Source organism: Paraflavitalea soli (assembly GCF_003555545.1).
Lineage (GTDB): Bacteria > Bacteroidota > Bacteroidia > Chitinophagales > Chitinophagaceae > Paraflavitalea > Paraflavitalea soli.
The window spans coordinates 2490645-2511092 of record NZ_CP032157.1; the positions used below are offsets into that span (position 1 = coordinate 2490645).

The 20448-nt window shown below is 48.2% G+C and carries 8 protein-coding genes; 6 read left to right on the plus strand and 2 right to left on the minus strand.

What is annotated here, in order from left to right; genetic code table 11:
* Window positions 1-15: 15 nt before the first annotated feature.
* Both D3H65_RS09160 and D3H65_RS09165 read right to left on the minus strand, forming a co-directional pair.
* The gene (locus D3H65_RS09160) at window positions 16-3183 is read right to left on the minus strand and encodes a hypothetical protein (RefSeq protein ID WP_119050017.1); all 3168 of its coding nucleotides are present in this window, start codon (window positions 3181-3183) and stop codon (window positions 16-18) included.
* 26 nt (window positions 3184-3209) lie between these two features.
* Window positions 3210-4661, minus strand: a complete 1452-nt coding sequence (locus D3H65_RS09165) for a hypothetical protein (protein WP_119050018.1) — start codon at window positions 4659-4661, stop codon at window positions 3210-3212.
* A 753-nt stretch (window positions 4662-5414) separates the two neighbouring features.
* Here D3H65_RS09165 and D3H65_RS09170 point away from each other — a divergent pair.
* The 6 genes from D3H65_RS09170 to D3H65_RS09195 all read left to right on the plus strand — a co-directional run bounded on the left by D3H65_RS09170 (window position 5415) and on the right by D3H65_RS09195 (window position 20414).
* A complete protein-coding gene (locus tag D3H65_RS09170) occupies window positions 5415-6404 on the plus strand; it encodes a family 43 glycosylhydrolase (protein WP_119050019.1) in 990 nt (329 codons plus the stop codon).
* 121 nt (window positions 6405-6525) lie between these two features.
* Window positions 6526-10719: a hybrid sensor histidine kinase/response regulator transcription factor gene (locus D3H65_RS09175; RefSeq protein WP_162915506.1), complete on the plus strand. Its 4194-nt coding sequence runs from the start codon at window positions 6526-6528 to the stop codon at window positions 10717-10719.
* A gap of 160 nt (window positions 10720-10879) precedes the next feature.
* Window positions 10880-13726 (plus strand): SusC/RagA family TonB-linked outer membrane protein, encoded by a 2847-nt coding sequence (locus D3H65_RS09180; RefSeq protein ID WP_119050021.1) that lies wholly within the window; start codon window positions 10880-10882, stop codon window positions 13724-13726.
* Window positions 13727-13744: 18 nt separating this feature from the next.
* Window positions 13745-15523 carry a RagB/SusD family nutrient uptake outer membrane protein gene (locus D3H65_RS09185; protein ID WP_162915507.1) on the plus strand — a complete coding sequence of 593 codons (1779 nt, stop codon included), beginning with the start codon at window positions 13745-13747 and terminating at the stop codon, window positions 15521-15523.
* 26 nt (window positions 15524-15549) lie between these two features.
* Window positions 15550-18630, plus strand: coding sequence for a SusC/RagA family TonB-linked outer membrane protein (locus tag D3H65_RS09190; RefSeq protein ID WP_119050023.1), 3081 nt, complete (start codon window positions 15550-15552; stop codon window positions 18628-18630).
* Window positions 18631-18647: 17 nt separating this feature from the next.
* Window positions 18648-20414, plus strand: coding sequence for a RagB/SusD family nutrient uptake outer membrane protein (locus tag D3H65_RS09195; protein WP_119050024.1), 1767 nt, complete (start codon window positions 18648-18650; stop codon window positions 20412-20414).
* The last annotated feature ends 34 nt before the right edge of the window (window positions 20415-20448 follow it).

Below are 20448 nucleotides of genomic sequence, written 5' to 3' on the forward strand. Positions count from 1 at the left end.
TACCTGGGTTGTAGGTTATTGACTAATAGAGGAGGTGGCATAATTAAATTTCTGAAGCACATTATTCAGGTAATCCCTGATGCGGATCAGGCGACCATAACCGTCATAATCGTAGTATTGTGTATTGCCCTGTAGATCGGTCATGGACGATATCCCAACGGCTGGCAGCCAGGTGTAGGTGGTTACCCGGGCTTTAGAACCTGCCAGGCCGGTCCTGATCTTGTTCAGCTCCGTGCGCAGGGCCGCATCACTGGCGGGGCTTTGCAATACCGCATTGTTGACCAGGGCAGCCACGGTGGCCAGATCACTACCGGCCACTTTGGCCACTACATATTTGTTGTTGTACCCCCACAGGTATACCTCTTTGGCATTGTTGGTGATGTACTGCTCCTGCACGTTGCCGGTAGTATCGTAGGCCGGGAAATTGAGTATGGTAGAATCGGTCAGGCCAGCATATGTTTTGATAGCCGCGGGGTATTTTTTTACCGTATGGTAATAGCCGAAGGTCGATTTGGTGCCGCTTATAAAAGTGGAATCACTGCCTTTTTTCTCATAGGTAGCCACCTCCAGCGGCACCAGGTAATTTTTGACCAGCAGGGTATCCTTCATGCTTTTGTCGGCGACGCTCAGCCCTAGTTTAAAATCTGTATTGGCGTTATAAGCATAGCGATTCCAGGTATCGGTAGTATATCCATCATTGGCGGTGATCTTCACGCGGCTGATCCCTCTTTTATTCAAGGCATGGTAATAGTCATACTCCGTTTTAGTTTGCAGGTTACCGCTGGCCGTATACCGGGTGGTGATCTCCTTTTGCGGCTGATAGTTCACATCAGCGTCTAGCATACCGCCATCAGTACAAAAGCCGGTGCTGGTATTGTATAAGGATATCTTGTATCCCCAGCAGGTATTGAACGGAGGAGCGTCGCCCGCTTTGGCGATGAATTCCGTGCTGTCGAGCTGTAAGAGATTACCCGCCTGGTTGTAATAACGCCTTGATAATAACTGCCCCCTGCCGGTGGCGCGGCTTTCGGGGTTATTGGCGGGGAAATCGAAAAACATCCAGTTGAAATCAGGTTCAAAACGGTAGTAACTATCTGTATAGCCGTTGCCATCTTCTATTACCCGAATGTTGGGATACACCACATAAGAACCGCCGTCGGAATTGAGGGGGTAATTGCTTTGCGCAGCAATCCGGATCTTGTCGCATTGTTTGGAAGGACAGGAAGTACGATACAGCAGCCGCGGGTAAGATACCAGCATGCCGCTCGTGAGGGTGGTATCGCCCGGTAGCCAGTATTTAAACCGGGTATAGTGGTGTTTGTTGGTTAAAGGATCATAATCGTCAACGGTCTTCACCCGCAGGCCGCCTACCTGCTGGTTTTGCTTCTTGTAGGTATCACCATATTGACTGATTGTATTGTTGGTAAGGTTCAGCTCATCCCACCAGCAATGCACGGATTCAAGGAAAGGAAAGTTATAGTTGTCCTCTACCTTCAGGGTGTAACTGCCATTGGACAGGAAGTAATAATTGTCATAATCATTGGTAAAAGTAGCTACCAGTACACCCGATTTATAGATCTTAACAGCCAGGCCAGGCGATATGCCTTCAATGTCGTAATTGAAAAAGGCATAGCCGTTGCTGCTGTTCACCGTAAAGTTGCGGGTATAAGCAGGTACATTAATGAGGTGTACAAATTCGGTGGTATCGAATGAACGGGTAATATGATCATCTGCATCGGGCTGCAGGCCGCCCGCTGTATAGGCATAATGGCGGTACAGCGCCTGGTTGCCTTCATAGTCAAACTGCCGGTAGCCGCCCGAAGGGAAGCTGATGCGCTGCAAGGTATTGGCAATGGCGGCTGAAGCATTGGCCCTTCTTTCGCCATAACCCTTTACGCCCACCGTAGTGGTCATCCAGGTGTAAATGCCATTGGGAATGATAGAGGTATTAAAAATGTTGCCATTATAATAACCCCAGTAATCGACATTGTTTGAATACCGGTCGGGCAGGTTCACCCCTTCTTCATAGGTAAAGGAATGGGTAAGGCTGTCGGTGCCGCTGGCCGGTTGCTCCGATATATTTTTTAGTTTCAGCCGCCGGTACCGGGCATTGTACTTCGCCTCCGTAAGAGAACCGCCATAAGAAGAAAAGGGCTGGCCAAAATAGTCATAGTTGAAGTTGAATTTCTTCCGAAGTGTATTGGCTGCATCCCTTACCTCTACGGAGTTGAGCTTTACCGGCTGCCCGTCGATCCTGCTGCCATAATTGAATTGCACGATCTCGGGGCCGATCGTGATCTTCTGCACCAGGTACTCCGTCACACTGCCACCTATAAACTGGTCATACATGGTATTGTCGCCTGCATCACAGCCCGTGGTGGTGCCGCTGAAATAAACGCTAAGCGCCGCCAGCAGCCTGGTTTCGTTGGAAGAGGTGACACTGCTGTAATCAAATGTGGCCAGCCTGGCGCCATTCATATCATACACTTCCATCAACTGCCAGGACGCATAGTGACTGTCGGCGCCGGAGGTCAGGTCCTTGGCATAAACCGTCCCTGCTTTGTTAAAACCAAAATAATAGACCAGTCCCTTATCGTCGGTAATGACATAAGCGCCCACCTGGTTGTACGGCCCCATCCTGATGGGCTGCACTTTTACATCGGCAGTCGATTCAATGACATACAGGTTGCCCGCTTCATTAAAAATGAACTTGCCTGAAATACCGTTGAAGTTGAACAGGAACAGATCGGGCTCCGAATCATAGTTGCCATTGGCATAGGCTACCAGGTGGGTCTGTGCAAACTGACTTGGTTTAAGACTGTTGTGCAGGAGGCCTACCGGGTAGGTTTCATCGGCCTGGCCGCCGCGTACGATCCTTGTGATCATGCCGCCGGTCGACAAGCTCCACCCGAGGCCCGCTGTACTGGCATACTCTTCCACTTTTATCCCACCCGCATTGTAGTTAAGTGATACCGACAGGTTGTACCCTTTATATCCATAGCTGTACAGGGGAATGGAAATGGAAGGGATACCGGTAAAGGATTCAGCCGGTTTTTCAAAAGTCTTGAACAAGGCTGCTGCATTGGGGGCTATAGGTTGGTATTGAGGAAGGGAACCTATATCCTGCGCGGCAGCACAATAAAATAGCAGGATGCCTGCAAACACGATGATGGAGAATCGCATGGTAAATTGATTATCGGTTTAGAGAATTATTTTTTGAAGTCATAGCCCACCCTGCACACAAATGGCTGCGAGCGGGGCTGCTGCCGGTAGCTCAGGAAATCCCATAGCAATTGTATTTTGCCGGCAAACCTTTTACCCGCCTGATATTTTTTACTGAGCCCTACCAGCCCGCTTTGTTGCCAGCGGGGGCCTGTAGACAGCAGAGACATAGCAGGCAGTGGCAGATCATTGACTGCCAGCCTCGGACGATAATTGGCTTCCAGGCCACCGCTTAGCCAATAAGTTTTCCTGATCTTCCAGTCCACAAAACTTCTTAATCCCGCTCCCTGGTTCGACACGGCAATATGATTCCATCCCTGGCCCCAACCCACTTTGTAAGAGGCGCCTATACCTGCTACAGACCGGTCATTGAGCTTATACCCAAGGGACACACCTATATCCGTAGTGACCGGGAAATAATTAGTAGCCCTTTGCGATTGCAGATTGGTGCCCCATTCCAGGCGTTGTTTGAACGTTTTTGTTTTTTGCCGGTTGGGTTTGAAGTCCGGCATATCGCTCGCGGGTCCGGCAAGGCCACTGCTTATTTTATCTTTTATTTTGTTCAGGGCTGTTTGCGCAGTTTGTATTTGTTGTTGCAGGAGTTGCTGGGCATTGGGGCCTCCCACTGCCAGTTGCTGTTGTATCAGTTCATTGACCGAAGCACGGGTTTGCAGACTGGCATAACTGGCCTGGGAAAAGGAACCCGGATCGCTGCCGGGCAGCCGGAATAAAGCGGCCAGCTGACTATGCCGTCGCATGAAATCCTGGAATAACGGCATAGCGCTTAACAGATCGATCACCTTACGCTCCAACTTTGAAGGATGTTGTAATAGCTCTTTGTATTCGTTGAGCTGCTGGTTGTAATAATATACCTGTTGCTTCAATCTCCTGATCTCCCGGGTAAGGCCCAGCCCCTCTAGTTTTTCGATGAGCAGCTGCTGACGCTGTTGTAGCAGCTCATTGATCCTGCTGCCTTGCTGCAGTTGCCGGTTCAATGCCTGCATACCGGCACTGCTTTGCGTGAGCTGTTTTGACAACTGCTCACCTGGTTGCAGTAATTGCGGGTGTTGACTCAAAAAGAGCAGGGAGGTTTGCAGGGTGTCCTTATAGGGGAGATAGACGGTAGGATTATCCGTGTTGTTGGCGATGGAGGAATCCGATAGCAGCAGGTTGAAATTGTTTTTCAATGCCCGTCCGGCAGTGGAATCATGCCTCACCAGTTTGCGCAGCAGCTTTTGCTCCTCCCGCTCTATTTTTTTTAAGTAACGGACAGTGTGCTGTTGGATCTTTTCCTGTAATACCAATGACCTCCTTTGTACCTGTTCCAGGTAATTGATGGGCACCTGGTCTGGGAGATCAGGCTGCTGTCCGTTGGATTGCGTAGGGGCAATAAGGGGCAGGCATATTATCCCTGCGATAATAGCAATACAATAGCGCATAAGCAGTTGGCTTAATGAATAAGAAATAACTGGGCTACTGGCAAAGCAGTAACTTTTGTAATAAATGACTACTGTTGTGTAATAAATGACTACTGTTGGGAAAACTGTGCTTTTCTTAGATAACTAACCGAAGAATGAATAACCGAAGTGCGGTGATGAGCAGTCGCTCATCTGTGATACAAGATTAATGATCTTTATCGAACATTGCAAACAGTCATCCCCGTTTAACCATTCTATGCATATTTTATCCGTGGCAACTATAATACTATAGCGCCTGTTTCAACAGTCATGATCAGTAGTTACGGAATTGAATGGCTTCATCATTGCGGAAGAAAATGGCAGGGAAAATCATCTGTCACAACGTAACAAGATTTGGAGTGATGGCCAAGGAGACCGCATTAAAAAACGAAAAATAATTCCATTCGCATAAGTCGACATCACAGCCATCCTCCTGCGCCAGCACTCACTGCACGTTTCTCCCTGCTCAGTAGCTCATTACTCGCTTCATACTAAATACATTAAAAACCGCCACACAAAATTATTGCGGCATGCCACGCACTCATCCTGAAAATGATTGCGCTTCCCTGGAAGGCATATTTAAAACCTACCAGATAATTTTCCGGAGCCTGCAGCTTGCCCCGTAAACGATTATCCTGATTTACCCCCCTTTTTGTGCTATATACCCCCGCTTTTGTTTACGCCGGGTGCTTATTTTTGGTAAAAAGCCCGGTGAAATGGGCATAAAGATGAACTATGATACTACGATTTATTACAAGCCTGTTTTTCTGCGGTTGTTTGTTCTCCGCTGCTCATGGTCAGATTGCCAAAGAGATAAACCCCGGGGAACCGTGGCCCGACAATAACGGAAACCATATCCAGGCGCATGGCGGCGGTATTATTAAATTAGGTAAAACCTATTACTGGTATGGTGAAGGCCGGGCAAAAGGACTGGACACGAATTACCGGTATGTAGGCTGTTATTCATCAAAGGATCTGATGAACTGGCAATTCCGCGGTTATGTACTGAAGCAGGGTGACCCGGAAAACCTGGGCCCAAGGTGGGTGATGGAGCGGCCTAAAGTTTTTTACAATAAGAAAACAAAGAAGTTTGTGATGTATTTCCACCTCGATGATAAACCCTATAAACTGGCAAGGGTTGGGATTGCTGTAGCAGATAAGCCAGACGGACCGTTCAACTACGTGAAGAGTTTCCGCCCCCTCGGAATGGAAAGCAGGGATATCGGCCAGTTTATAGATGATGATGGCACCCCTTACCTGATCTTTGAAAGCCGTCCATCCAAAGGCTTTTATATTGCCGCCCTTTCGGAGGATTACATGGATGTGGAGAAGCAGGTATCTTTCATTCAGGCCCCACTGGAAGGAGGAGCCATTGTACATTACCAGGGGCTATATTACGCTATCGGCTCTGCATTGACCGGCTGGAGGCCCAATGCCAACAAGTTTGCAACCGCAACAACACTCGCAGGCCCCTGGTCGGAGTTTACGGATATCGCTCCCCCGGAAACAAATACCTACAGTTCTCAATCGACCATGCTGTTGAAGGTGGAAGGAAAAAGATCAACTACGGTGATCTTTATGGCCGACCAGTGGAAACCCTCCACACAATGGGATTCACGCTATCTCTGGATGCCCGTGGAGATCGGAGAGGGTAAGCTATGGGTACCCAGGCCACGCCCCTGGTCCATAGACGTAAAAAAAGGAACATGGAGGTTTAAATTGTGATCCTGACACGAATAATGATTAATTTGCCAGTGATTGCACCTGCCAGTCCGGAATGATGACCGTTGTCCAGAACGGTCGCTGTATCCCGGCCCCGGGGACCATCGGATTAACAAGTGTTGTGATGAGCAAAATCATTGTTCGATATACTGCATTATGGGTTGCTCTGTTCCTATGTTCGTATGCCTACACCCAGATACCGGTTACCTACCTCGGTATCAACCAGGGCTTGTCCAACAACTCCGCAAGATGCATCCTGCGGGACAAACGCGGATTCATTTGGATAGGCACCTTCGATGGTTTGAACAGGTATGATGGTTACGAGTTCCGCGTATTCCGCAAGCAACCTAATGATTCCAATTCCCTTATCGACCCCGTCATCTATACCCTGGGGGAAGATAGGTCAGGGAATATATGGGTGGGCACAAGGCAGGGGCTTAGCGTTTACAATGTGGCAACCGACCGGTTTAGCCACCTGGGTGTACAGGGAGGCCCGGCCATCCTGAAAGATGTGGTTCGCGCAATTGCTACCGATCATCAAAACAACGTATTTATTGGTACAGAGAATACCGGTTTGCTGCTTTGTGCCGGAGCAAGCCAAACCGCTTCGCGTATTAAGTTGATCGCCGGGCACGACAGCATAACTGCTTATAGCGTCCAGTCGCTCGAAGTTACTGCCGAAGGAAAACTGTGGGTTTTTGTGCAGAACCGCGGGTTATTTATATATGATAAGCCTTCGGGCACCCTCCAATACGTGGATGGCACCGTAAAAACAGCGCCTGCCCTTGAATCCTCCGGCAATATTGTCTGGATAGGATCATCAAATGGTCTATTTGAATACAATACAACCGATCGCACCTGCACCAACCGGCTGAACGGGCAGCAAGGTCAGTTAAGATCTGCCAGGGTGAACGCCTTGACGCTGGATAAAAGCAACCGTCTTTGGATAGGTACTATCGGTGGCGGTATTACCATCTGGGACCGTTCTTCCGGCAGGACCGAACAGCTTGATGCCGGCGATTCCAAATATTCCCTCTCCAGTGTGGATATAAGTGTAATTCTGGATGATCCGGAGTCGCGCAAATGGATCGGGACACAAAAAGCGGGAATTAATATTATTGACTGGCAGCGGAATCGCTTTCGCACCGTTGCCCATGACCCCGCAGCTCCAGGAAGGTTCAAAGGAAATTTTGTAACTGCATTTTATGAAGCACCGGACGGTCAATTGTGGATTGGCACTGATGATGCCGGGGTGAATATCTGGAACAGGAAGAACGACACCTTCTTTAGCCTCGCACGTGTGGCAAATACCGGCGTACGCCTGCCTTCCAATGCTATCACCTATATATGCGGCGATGGTCCGGATGATACCTGGCTGGCGACATTTGACGCCGGTATCATCCGGGCGCAACACAATGGTAAAATCATCCGGACATACAAATGCATAAACCCCGCTACCGGCTTTGAAGATCCTGTTGTATGTGTGCTCTACAAAGACCGCTCCGATACCCTTTGGGCCACCACCCTGCGCCGGGGAAACAGGTATGCCGCCCTGTATTTTTATAACCGGCAAGCCGACAGGTTTGATGCCTTCGATACACGCCTGTCAGATCTTTTTGCTTTTACGGAAGACAGGAATGCCCAACTCTGGGGTGGTAATCTCAGTCAACTGGTCAGGATCGACAGGCAACAAAAGAAACATGCCTTTTTTGACATAGGGGTGGCAGTCCACGCCATCTATGAAGACCGCTCGGGCAGGCTCTGGATCGGTACCGAAGGAGGAGGATTGATGTTGTTTGACAGAAAGCTGGGGAAGGTAACCGCAGTGTATACCACAGACCAGGGGTTGTGCAACAACTCCGTACTCACCATCAACGAAGATGCACAGGGAGCTTTATGGATCAGTACCTTTAACGGCCTGTCCCGCTTCGATCCTGCCACCCATACCTTCAGGAATTACTACCATAACGATGGCCTGCAAAGCAACCAGTTCAACTACAATGCAGCATTGAAATTACAGTCTGGCGAGTTGATGCTGGGCGGTATCAATGGCTTTAATATTTTCAACCCGGCCAACATTAAGCCGGTGAATGATACGCCCGCCGTGGTGATCACAGGTGTAAAAGTAAGTAATGCACCCGTCAGGTATGGCAGTCCTTATACGATGAAGAATGAAATAGCAGATGGCGTCATGGAACTGCGGGTCCCCTACGATAAAGCAGCCCTTACCTTTGATTTTGCAGCACTCGAATACTCCCTGCCGGAAAAAATATCCTATGCTTATTACCTGGAGGGATGGGACAGGAACTGGAACTACAGCGGCTCCCTGCGCACAGCAGGTTATACGCATCTTTCAGAGGGCACTTATACATTCCGCGTAAAAAGTACAGATGCAGAAGGACTTTGGAATGGCAGGGAAACCATAGTCCGTGTCAGGGTATTGCCCCCCTGGTACCGCTCCTGGTGGGCTTACCTGTTTTATAGTACAAGTTTGGCCTTACTGGTGGTAGCCTGGTGGCGTTACCGCATAAAACAGGCAAAATTGAAATATGAAATAGCCATTGCCAATTTCAATACCGAAAAGGAAAAACTGGAAAAAGATAAACAGCGCGCTGAATACGAAAAAGAGAAAGCTGTACTGGAAGGAGAACGTTTGCTGAATGAAAAAGAAAAGGAGTTACAGAAAAAACAACTCGACTTCTTTACCAGCATCACCCATGAGTTCCGTAGCCCGCTCACATTGATCATTAACCCCGCAAAAGACCTCGTGAAGAAAACGGATGCAGAGGGGCTGATGGAAAACCGGCGTGAACTGACGGCCATTTACCGCAATGCGCGCCGCTTGCTTAGCCTGGTGGACCAGTTGTTATTTTTCCGCAAAGCAGATACTTCACTGGACAAGATCACGGTTGCCAACCTGAATTTTTATTCCCTCTGCTACGAGATCTACCTGTGTTTTGTGCAACAGGCAACAACCCGCCATATCCGGTTTGAATTCATTGGCCCCGATCCATCCCTGGAGTTGTACGTGGACCGCGAAAAAATGGAGATCGTTTTATTCAACCTCATATCGAATGCATTAAAATATACCCCTGAGGGAGGAAAGATTGCCGTACAAATAGAAGAGGAAAGCAACCATGTGCTGCTCACCGTTGCAGATACGGGGGCCGGCATTCCCGGGTCGGCGGGAGAAAAGATCTTTGAGAAATTTTATAAGGCCGAAAGAGAAGCCGGGGGAAGCAAGCCCGGCTTCGGGATCGGTCTCTACCTGGTCCGGCAAATTGTTACCGCCCACAAAGGGTCCATAGCTTATGAAAGCCAACCCGGTGTTGGCAGCACCTTCCGGGTCCAACTGCTTAAAGGACATGCTCATTTCAACCCTGAAGTGATGGCACAAACAGCCCTCCCGCAGCCTTTGTCCCTGACGGAATTGATAAAAGAGGCAGACACAGATATCACGGAAGAAAAGGCCGGCGCTGAGCACTGGCCGGTAACGGTGGAACCCATTCTGACCGGCAAACAGTTGATGCTGGTTGTCGATGACGATCCTGCTATCCGCCGGTACATCACGGAAATTTTCCAGGACAGGTTCTCCCTGTATGAGGCCGGTGGCGGGGCAGAAGGATTGGCACTGGCGGAAAAACAGGTGCCGGACATTATTATCAGCGATGTAAAAATGGAACAGGGCGATGGTATTGATTTTTGTAAAGCCATCAAAAGCCATTCCGCCCTTGGTCATATACCCGTGATACTGCTGACCGGCACACACAGCTCCGAACTGAAACTGGAAGGTATTGAAGGCGGGGCAGACGACTATATCATGAAACCGTTTGACAGAGAACTGCTGCAGGCCAGGGTGACCGGCCTGTTAAAGAACAAGGATAACCTCCAACGGTTCTTTTTCAACGAGATTACCCTCAATAAACAGGATCAGAAGATATCAGGAGAATATAAAGAGTTTCTTGACCGGTGTATCTCCATTGTAGAGGATCACCTGGATGATGAGGACTTTTCTGTGCTGCAACTGGCGGCAGCAATGGACAAGAGCTATTCAAGCATTTATAAAAAGATCAAGCTGATTTCCGGCCAAACAGCCAATGGGTTCATCCGTTTTATCCGGCTACGCAAGGCCGCGGAACTTTTCATCAATACCAACCACAATGTAAGCGAAGTGGCTTTCCAGGTCGGCATCTATGACCCCAAATTCTTCCGGGAGCAGTTCAGCAAGCTGTTTGGAATGAAGCCATCCGAATACATCAAAAAATACCGCAAACCATTCCAGGACAGGTTTACCATCACCGGCGACGGCGGAAAATGATCGCATTGACCCTCTTTTTTGTGAAAAAATCATGATTCACCCCTCCATTTATGATTATACCCCCCTGCCAATAGGGCAGCTCCCACCCTATTTTTGATGCGTAAACGGATCTTATCTGTTTTCTTGTCATCCAACGATTGCATATCAATCTACTGCTATTATGAAAAAGAAATTATGCCTACAGGGTGTTTGCCGCCTGTTGTCCTGCTTGTTAATTAACATTATAGGGATCAGCTCCGGAGCAGCGCAGACCGTATCAGACACTGCCGCCGGTGTTTTTAAAGAAGGCCGCGATACGATCATCAGCCCGCAACAACCCGTAGAACTATTATTCGGAAAACTTCCTTCGCACCGGGTCCTCCAGTCAATTTCAACCGTCACTACTCCACAATTAGTGACCACCCCTTCGCCCAACATTCTCCAGGCACTGCCAGGAAGAATGGCCGGCTTGAATATCGGCTTCTCCAGCGGCGGCCCCGGTCTTGATGGCAACGGAATGTTCTTTAATATACGCGGAGCCAGGGCCCAGATCATCCTGATCGATGGTGTCGAAAGAGGATACCTGTCTATCAATCCAGAGCAGGTCGAATCAATATCCGTGTTGAAAGACGCGCTTTCCACCGTGATGTTTGGTCAGCGCTCCTCCTATGGCATTATCGCTATCAGAACAAAAAAAGGAGATGTTGGCAAGCCCCGCATTTCATTTACTGCCCAAACGGGTTTTGAAACACCTATAGCGCTTCCTAAACCCTTATCTGCCTGGCAGTATGCCACCTTGTACAATGAGGCCAGGCAAAATGATGCCGGAAATACGCCGGTTACTCCCCAATATACCCAGGCCCAGATTGATGCCTACAAAAACCAAACAGATCCCTATGCCTGGCCCAATGTGGACTGGTACAATACAGTACTGAACAAAAGAGCCGGTGTAGAACGCTACAATCTTAATATACAAGGTAGCGGTAAGGGGTTCAGGTATTTTGTTGACCTGGATAATATGAGAGAAAAGGGGATCATTAAAACCAGTGACATTAATAAATACAATACAAATGCTCAACTGAACAGGTATTCCCTGCGTTCGAATGTCGGAGTGGATGTAACGCCTGTCACGTTTGTGCAATTGAACCTCTTCGGCCGTTTTCAACGTTACAACCAACCGGGCGGAGGCGTTGGAGGCATTTTTTCATCCTTGTTAACGACTCCCCAACTGGCTTATCCTGTTTTCAACCCAAATGGAACGCTGGCCGGCAGCGACAAATACCAGGGTAATGCCAATATCTGGGGGCAGGCCGTGGCACGGGGGTATCAGTTTCAGGATGTAAGGGATATTGCAGTGGACCTTGAAGTTACTCAAAAACTGGATGTGCTTACAAAAGGGCTTGTCCTGAAAGCGAAGGCTTCCAACAACAATACGACCTATTTCACCACCACACGGGGCAAAAATTTTGAAGTATTCCAGTACCAGAATGGGGCTTATACGAAATATGGGGCAACAACAGAACAAACAACCGGAGGAGGCGCCAACGAAAGATACCGCATTGTGTACCTCGAAGGATCACTTGGTTATGACAGGACTTTCAACAAGCATGCCTTTTCTGTTTTGACGAATGCCAGCCAGCAAAGCAGGCTGGCATTCAATACCACCAACCTGCCGGAAAATTACACCGCCTGGTCGGGCAGGCTGAACTATTGCTTTGATGAAAGATACGTAGCCGAAGGGGCTGTTAGTTATGCCGGATACAACTGGCTGGCCCCCGCCAAACGCTGGGCAACTTATTGGGCCGGAGGGATTGGCTGGAACCTGCATAAAGAAGCCTTCATCAGTCGCAACCTGCCTTTTATCAGCAACCTGAAATTAAGGGCCAATTATGGATTGACCGGCCAGGTGAATGCCGGGTACTTTTCCTATATACAAACCTATTTCGGCGCCAATGGTTATTGGTTTGGCTCCGGCTCTTCACTTGATAAAAGCTCCGGTGAAAATGCCATTGCCAATACAGGACTTACTCCTGAAAAAGCCAAAAAATTCGATGCAGGCATTGATCTTGGTCTATGGAATAATAAATTGACAATAACTGCCGACTACTTCTTCAATAAGTTCTATGATCTTGTTGCCGCACCTACCCTTACTACCGCTGTATTTGGCGCCGGCTACCCGCTTCAGAACTACCAGCGGTTCAACTATTGGGGTACAGATATCTCCCTGACCTGGCAACAGCGCCTGAAAGCGTTTAACTATTTTGTTTCCGGTAACTTCTCCCTGGTTCAATCAAAAGTGGTTTACAATGCAGAATTGCCTAAAAATTATGACTACCAGATCACAACCGGAAAGCCGGTAGGACTGCAATATGGATATACTGCTATCGGTTTGTTTAGATCGTATGAGGAGATCAATGATCCTGCTACCGCCGTGATGCCTTCATCGCCCAAGTCATCCCTGCGGCCCGGAGACATACGGTACCTCGACCGCAACGGCGATGGTCAGATTACCGTCGATGACCAGGCGCCAATTGGCAATGCAAAACCTACAGTATATTATGGCCTCAATACCGGTTTTAGTTTTAAAGGCCTTGATCTTTCCATACTTATCCAGGGCACATTCAATCGCCAGAGTTATGTAAGCGGCGATTTCATGAACGGATATGGAAACAGTGGGCAGAACAATGCGTATGAGTACAACCTGGGCCGGTTTACAGCAGCAACGGCCGAAACGGCAAAACAGCCGAGGCTGTGGTTGGGCAATAACACCAACAACACCCAAACCTCCTCTTTTTGGTTGAAGGATAATGATTTTGTACGCCTCAAAAATGTAGAAATAGGTTACACCTTCCCGGAAAAATGGTCCCGCAAAATTGGCATCCCTTCAGCACGCCTGTTTGCCAATGGATTGAACCTGCTTACCTGGGCGGAAATCCATGACCTGAGAAAAGATATGGATCCCGAAGTCTGGGGAGCCTCTTATCCTATCATGAAGATCTTCAATTTCGGTATCAACATTAAATTTTAACTGGTAATGTATTGCTGTATGAAAAAGAATTATGGCTGGATCTGTTTTGCATTCGTTGCAGTCATCTTTACAGTATCATCCTGTAAAAAAGCATTTGAAGACAAACCGCTTGAACTGCTTACTATAGACTTTATTTTTGATCAGAATGACCCTACCGGGGACCAGGCCTATAAATGGGTAACAAATATCTATTCAAAGATCCCTTCCGGGTACAACCGGATGTTGGGAGGTTCCAGTTTGGGTGTTAGTAGTTCAGTGAGGACCAACATTTCCCTGGTACCCTTGGAATGCTTTTCCGACGATGCCGTTCCAAGTGCCGATGGAAATGAGGCATGGAATATCATTCGCGGTGGTTACAGCCCGCTTATTACATTTGATGACAACTGGGGCAATTGTTACAGCGCTATAAGGGCTGCAAACATTTTTCTAAATTATTATCAGCAGGTCCCCTGGGCAGATTCTTCCCGCAAAGTATGGCTGCCCAACGAAGCGCGTGCACTCAGGGCCTATTTTTATTACGAGTTGATCAGGAGGTATGGAGGTGTACCACTGTTAGGTGATAAGGTCTTCGACTCCAATGATCCTGAATTATTGAAATTGAAACGCAACAGCTTTGAAGAGTGCGTAAACTACATTGTAGCAGAGCTGGATATGGCTAAAGACAGTCTGCGTCCCGACGCCTCCCTGGCCGGCAGAACAACCGATGCCGATTTCGGAAAAATGCGCAAAAGCATTGCGTTGGCAATTAAAGCAAAGGTATTGCTCCTGGCTGCAAGCCCGTTATTTAACCCTTCCCCTACCCCCGACAGGTCCTATACCGGGTACCCTTCCTACAATGCTGAAAGATGGAAAGCAGCAGCAGATGCAGCAAAAGCATTAATAGACCTGGGAATTTACGACCTGGAGCCTAACCGTTATACCCTGATGTTGCAAAGGGCCAACAAGGAACACATTTTCTTCCGGATGAGTGATCCCCGTATTGACAATTCCTACTCCTATTATATGTCTCCGCCGGGATACAAGCCGGCAAACCGCAATAGTGAAGGACGGGTAAGCCCTACGCAGGAATTTGTGGACGCCTTCCCCATGAAGAATGGAAAAGCCATTACAGACCCGTCTTCTGGCTTTACTGCATCCAACCCCTACGCAGGCCGCGATCCCCGTTTGGACCAATCCGTATTCTATAATGGCGCTAAATGGCTGCAAAGACCCGTAGAAATTTTTGAAGGAGGTAGGGACAAACCGAACGACGTTACCCTGGCTGCCGTGCAAACACAAACCGGCTATTACGCCAAAAAATTTTGTGCCAACGACAGCAGCAGCGCCAATTATACAACCACCTTTTTCCGGGACGGTGGCTTTGTTCCACCCTGGTGTATTATCAGGTATGCAGACATTCTTTTAATGTATGCCGAGGCGCAAAATGAATATGCAGGACCTGATGCTGCTGTATATGCAGCTGTTGCGAAGATCCGTCAGCGGGCCGGCCTGTCCCCCTTTGCCCTGCCCCCAGGATTGTCGCAGGACCAGATGCGTGACGCAGTCCGGAACGAGCGCCGCATTGAGCTGGCATTTGAAGAACAAAGATTTTGGGATATACGCAGGTGGAAGATCGCGAAAACCGTTTATGGAACTGCCCTTCATGGCGTTACCATCACCAAAAATACCAATGGAACATTCAGCTATTCTCCGAAGGTGGTTACCACTCCCTATTTTACGGATGCCATGTACCTGTTTCCTATTGCCATAAAGGAGACCCAGGTAAACAGAAGCATGGAACAAAATCCCGGGTACTAAACCTTTGTTACAATAAACAACACAACATGAAAATTAAGATATTCATATTGATATGGCTTTCGCTGATGTCAACTGTTGCAGGGGCTCAGCATACCATCACAAGAGGCCGGGTTGTAAATGATAAAAATGAGCCTGTAAGCGGAGCTACGATTGCAGAACCTGGCGACCTGAAAAATGGGACCGCTTCTGATGAACAAGGCAATTTTGTCATCTCATTAAAACCTGGCAGTTCAAAAAAACTGACCGTCACCAGTGTTGGCTACCTGCCACAGACCATTACCGCAGTAGCAGGAACGCCCATACTGATCCACCTGTCGCGGGACTTAAAAGGTTTGGAAGATGTGGTCGTAATTGGTTATGGACGTCAGAAAAGGATCACCAGTACCGGTGCTGTTAGCACAGTAAAGGGGGAAGAGATCAGGTCCGTCCCTACAGCAAGCATTCAAAACACCCTTATCGGGCGCTTACCTGGCTTTTTCAGCCAGCAAAGAAGCGGACAACCTGGAGCTGACGCAGCCGATTTTTTTATCAGGGGAACCAACTCCCTCACCGGCGATAACGCACCGCTGATCATTGTAGACGACATAGAGTACGATTACACACAGCTTTCGCAATTAAACGTAAATGAGGTTGAATCTGTTTCCATCCTGAAAGATGCTGCTACGACCTCTATTTATGGATTAAAAGGAGCCAACGGGGTCTTGGTCGTTACTACAACCAGGGGGCGTATCGGAAAACCACGCATCAACCTCACAGTCGAAAGCGGCATCAATCAAACCATCCGGATGCCTACCTTCCTTGATTCGTATGCAACTGCCCTGCTAAGAAATGAAGCCACCATAAATGATGCATACGGACAGTCACAGGCCCCTGTACTCCCTTTTACCCCCGACGATCTGCAGAAGTTTAAAGACGGCTCTGACACTTATGGCCATCCCAATGTCAACTGGTCAGAAGTTTTATTTAAAAAAGCATCTACCCAATCACGCTATAATGTAGATATCAGCGGAGGAAATGCGCTGGTGAAATACTTTACATCACTGGGCTATTTTTCCCAGAATGGTATTTTAAAGGACTTCAAGCCCGTGGGTGACTATGTCAACACCAATTATTTTTACAGGCGCTTTAATTACCGGTCAAATCTTGATATCACGCCAACAAAAACATTAAAGATCCGGTTTGATGTCAATGGCCGCTTTGAAACCGTTAACAACCCCAGCGGGACTGTAGAAGGGGCCGGGCTTTTTTATGAACTGGGCGCATTTCGCTATATGGCCCCCTATGCCATGCCGGTCATAAATCCCAATGGCAGTAGCAGCTATGCTTCACACCAGGGAGCGGTAACCAATAACGGCGCCATTAACCCTGCTTTCCGGTTGGCTAATGGAGGGTATATAAGAAGTTTCAGGAACAACTATAATATTGTGGTAGGTGCAGAGCAGCTGCTTTATTTTGTGACGCCAGGCTTGTCTGCTAAAGTGAATGTTTCTTATGCCGGTAATAACAATGAGGGCCGAAACCTGAACCGAAGTGGTTTACCGGCCTACAAATATAACGGCATTACGAACACCTACTTAATTAGGGACCCGGGGCAATACCGCATGCTGCCTTATTCAGTTGCTTCGCCCAGTGGCGCCTTTAATTCTACCACCATATTGCAGGCCTCACTCAATTATGACCGGACATTTGGCAGTCACCATTTCACCGGACTTTTGTTGCTCAATCAACGGAATTATATAAATGGTACCGCCATTCCCATCAACTACCGGGGCACAACTGCGAGACTGGATTATGATTTTAAGCGCAAATACCTCCTGGGCCTTACCATTGCCCGCAATGGCAATGATCTGTTCCAGGAAAACAACCGGTATGGAATATTTCCGGCAGTATCCTGGGGATATAACCTGGCGGAAGAGCCGTTTTTCAAAAAATTGTTTCCATTCTTCGATATGTTCAAGATCAGGGGATCTTATGGTCTGGTGGGATCAGACGCCAGGTATCCAGGCACCGTCAATTCCGTTATTCAATATGCTACAACCGGTTCAAATTATTATGGCAATACCACCGTGGAAGGTGCGCTGGTAAATCCGGATGTCACCTGGGAAAAAGAAAAAAAGACCGACCTGGGTCTGGAGCTTAGCATGTTCCAGGGAAAGCTTACACTGAGCGGCAGCTATTTTTATAACTTTCGTTATGACCAGTTGATCGATCAGAAAGACGTTTCCGCATTAATAGGGCAAGATCTTCCAAGCAGGAATATTGGTAAATCAGACAACCGGGGATTTGATGGAGTGATCACCTACAGGAATAATAATGGAAAGGTCAATTATTCCATCAGCGCCAATGCTTCTTATGCAATCAACCGTATTATTTACATCAGTGAGGCGCCGGATTATCCTTACCTGGCCCAAACGGGAAACAGGCTGAACTTAGTAAAGGGATATCATAATATTGGGTTCTACCAGCAGGATGATTTTGATGCGAACGGGAAAGTAAAGAAGGGCATTCCTGCTCCGCAATGGAGTGTTATACAGCCGGGTGACCTGAAGTATGTTGATATGAATGGGGATGGCATTATTACAGATGCTGATAAAACCTGGTTGTCGAAACCGAATTTACCCAGCACCGTTTTGGGCGCTGAATTTACAATTGGCTACAAGGGATTAACAGTAAGAGCGTTGTTGCAGGGATCGTTTGGCTATGCCGTGCAGGTAACGGCCGAAGGCGCAGGGGATGCCTTCAATGGCAACCTGCGTCCCTGGAACCTGGAGCGCTGGACACCGGCAACTGCTGCTACTGCTACTTATCCACGCATCGGACTGAATTCTAACATCAACAATATATCCTGGCAAACCATCTCTGATTTTTGGATGGCCAATACCTGGTATGCCCGGTTAAGATCACTGGAGCTGGCTTACCAGATCCCCCGGGGATGGTTAAAAAGCACCAGGATCATTCAGAATGCCAGGGTATATGTTTCAGGATACAACCTGGTGAATATACAGGAGATGGGTAAGTTTCAGCAGGATGCTGAAATTGCAAACGGCACCGGCGGCGCCTATCCCAACACGGCCAACTTCAACTTTGGCTTGCAACTAGGCTTTTAACGCTAAAAAAATCACTTATGACCAGACGAAAAATATACCGGGGCATCCTATTGGCAGGATTGGCTACTGTTACTTGTTTTACCGCCTGCAAAAAAGATTTCCTGGATCAGAAAAAATTATCAGCTATTGATGAAACAGCGGTTTTCCAGGACAGTACCAGGTCACTGGGCTTAATTAATAACCTGTATTCAAACCTGGGAATATCTTTTAACCCCAGGAGATTCAATAATACGGGATTGGACGCAGCCTGCGATGAATCGGAACCGCTGCCCGATCCCACTTTTTACACGTATCGGATTTCAAGTGGCGGCATCAATGCCAACAATGCCGATGGGGGACTGTGGGCAACTGCCTTCCGGATGATCAGGGCAGCCAATATCTTTTTGAAGAACAAAGACAGCATACCTGTAACCAATGCAACGAGAGACTACTGGGTGGGCCAGGTACGTTTTTTAAGAGCATGGTATCTCTTCACATTGATAAAACATTATGGTGGCATACCAATGATCGGGGATAAAATATTTGGCGATAATGAGAAGATAGATGTGGCACGCAGCTCCTACGAAACCTGCATTAAATACGTCACCAATGAGCTGGATGCCGCCGCAGCAGCACTCCCCCTCTCTTATCGTCCGGGCGATGTAAACCAGTTGAGAGTAACAAAAGGGACTGCATTGGCAGTAAAGGCAAGAATGCTTTTATACGCAGCCAGCCCCCTGGTCAATAGTGGGCCAAGGGCAGATGATCCGGAACATCTGCTCACTTTCCCCAGCGCAGATCCCGAACGCTGGAAGCAGGCTGCCGACGCTGCCAAAGCGGTAATTGACCTGGGCGTTTATAGCTTATATACCGCCTCTGCTACGCCCCTGTATACACTCTTCCTGCAAAATACCCCGCAGGTGGAACATGTGCTCGTTTATTGGCAACCCACGGCAACAAGCAATAATTTTTATGTCGAAGCCAGCTCAAATCCCACTTCCAGGGGAGGTATGAATGGGTGGACAGGAACCAAATATTTTCCAACGCAGGAGCTGGTAGATGAATTTGATATGATCAACGGGCTGCGGATAACAGATCCTGCTTCCGGTTATCCCGGTATTGGCAATGATATGTACAAGAACAGGGATCCACGGCTTACCACTACCCTTCATTATAATGGCGCTATCCGGAATATGGGCTCATTTGGCGACCAGCCCGTCAATACCTATACCGGCGTAATTCCAACAGGAAATGCAGCAGTCACCAGTGCAAGCGTTGACGGCATCTATACATCTACCGGCACCATAACAGGCTATTTCAGGTACAAAATGTGCAACGGCGCAGGTGGCGAGCTTTACCGTCCCTGGGTGGTAATGCGTTATGCAGAAGTACTGTTAAATGCGGCCGAGGCAACCAATGAATATAACGGCCCTTCCACTGACATGTACGACTGGCTGAAACTGATACGCAGCCGCGCAGGCATACTCCCCGGGGCCAATAACCTGTACGGATTGAAAGCAGATATGACAAAAGAAGAAATGCGTGAAGCCATCCGCCACGAAAGAAGGGTGGAACTGGCTTACGAAGAGCACCGGTTCTGGGATATCCGCCGCTGGAAGATCGCGCCCGTAACCGAAAATGCTGAAACACATGGCATGGAGATCACCCGTGCTGCAAATGGGACCTTCAGCTACCGCACTATTGTCATACGCAGGCATGTATTTACCGACGCCATGTATTTCTGGCCCATCCCGCAAAGCGAGATCACCAAATCGCCCCTGCTCAAACAAAACCCCGGCTACTAACAAAAGAACATTTTACTCATTCCAAATATTGAAT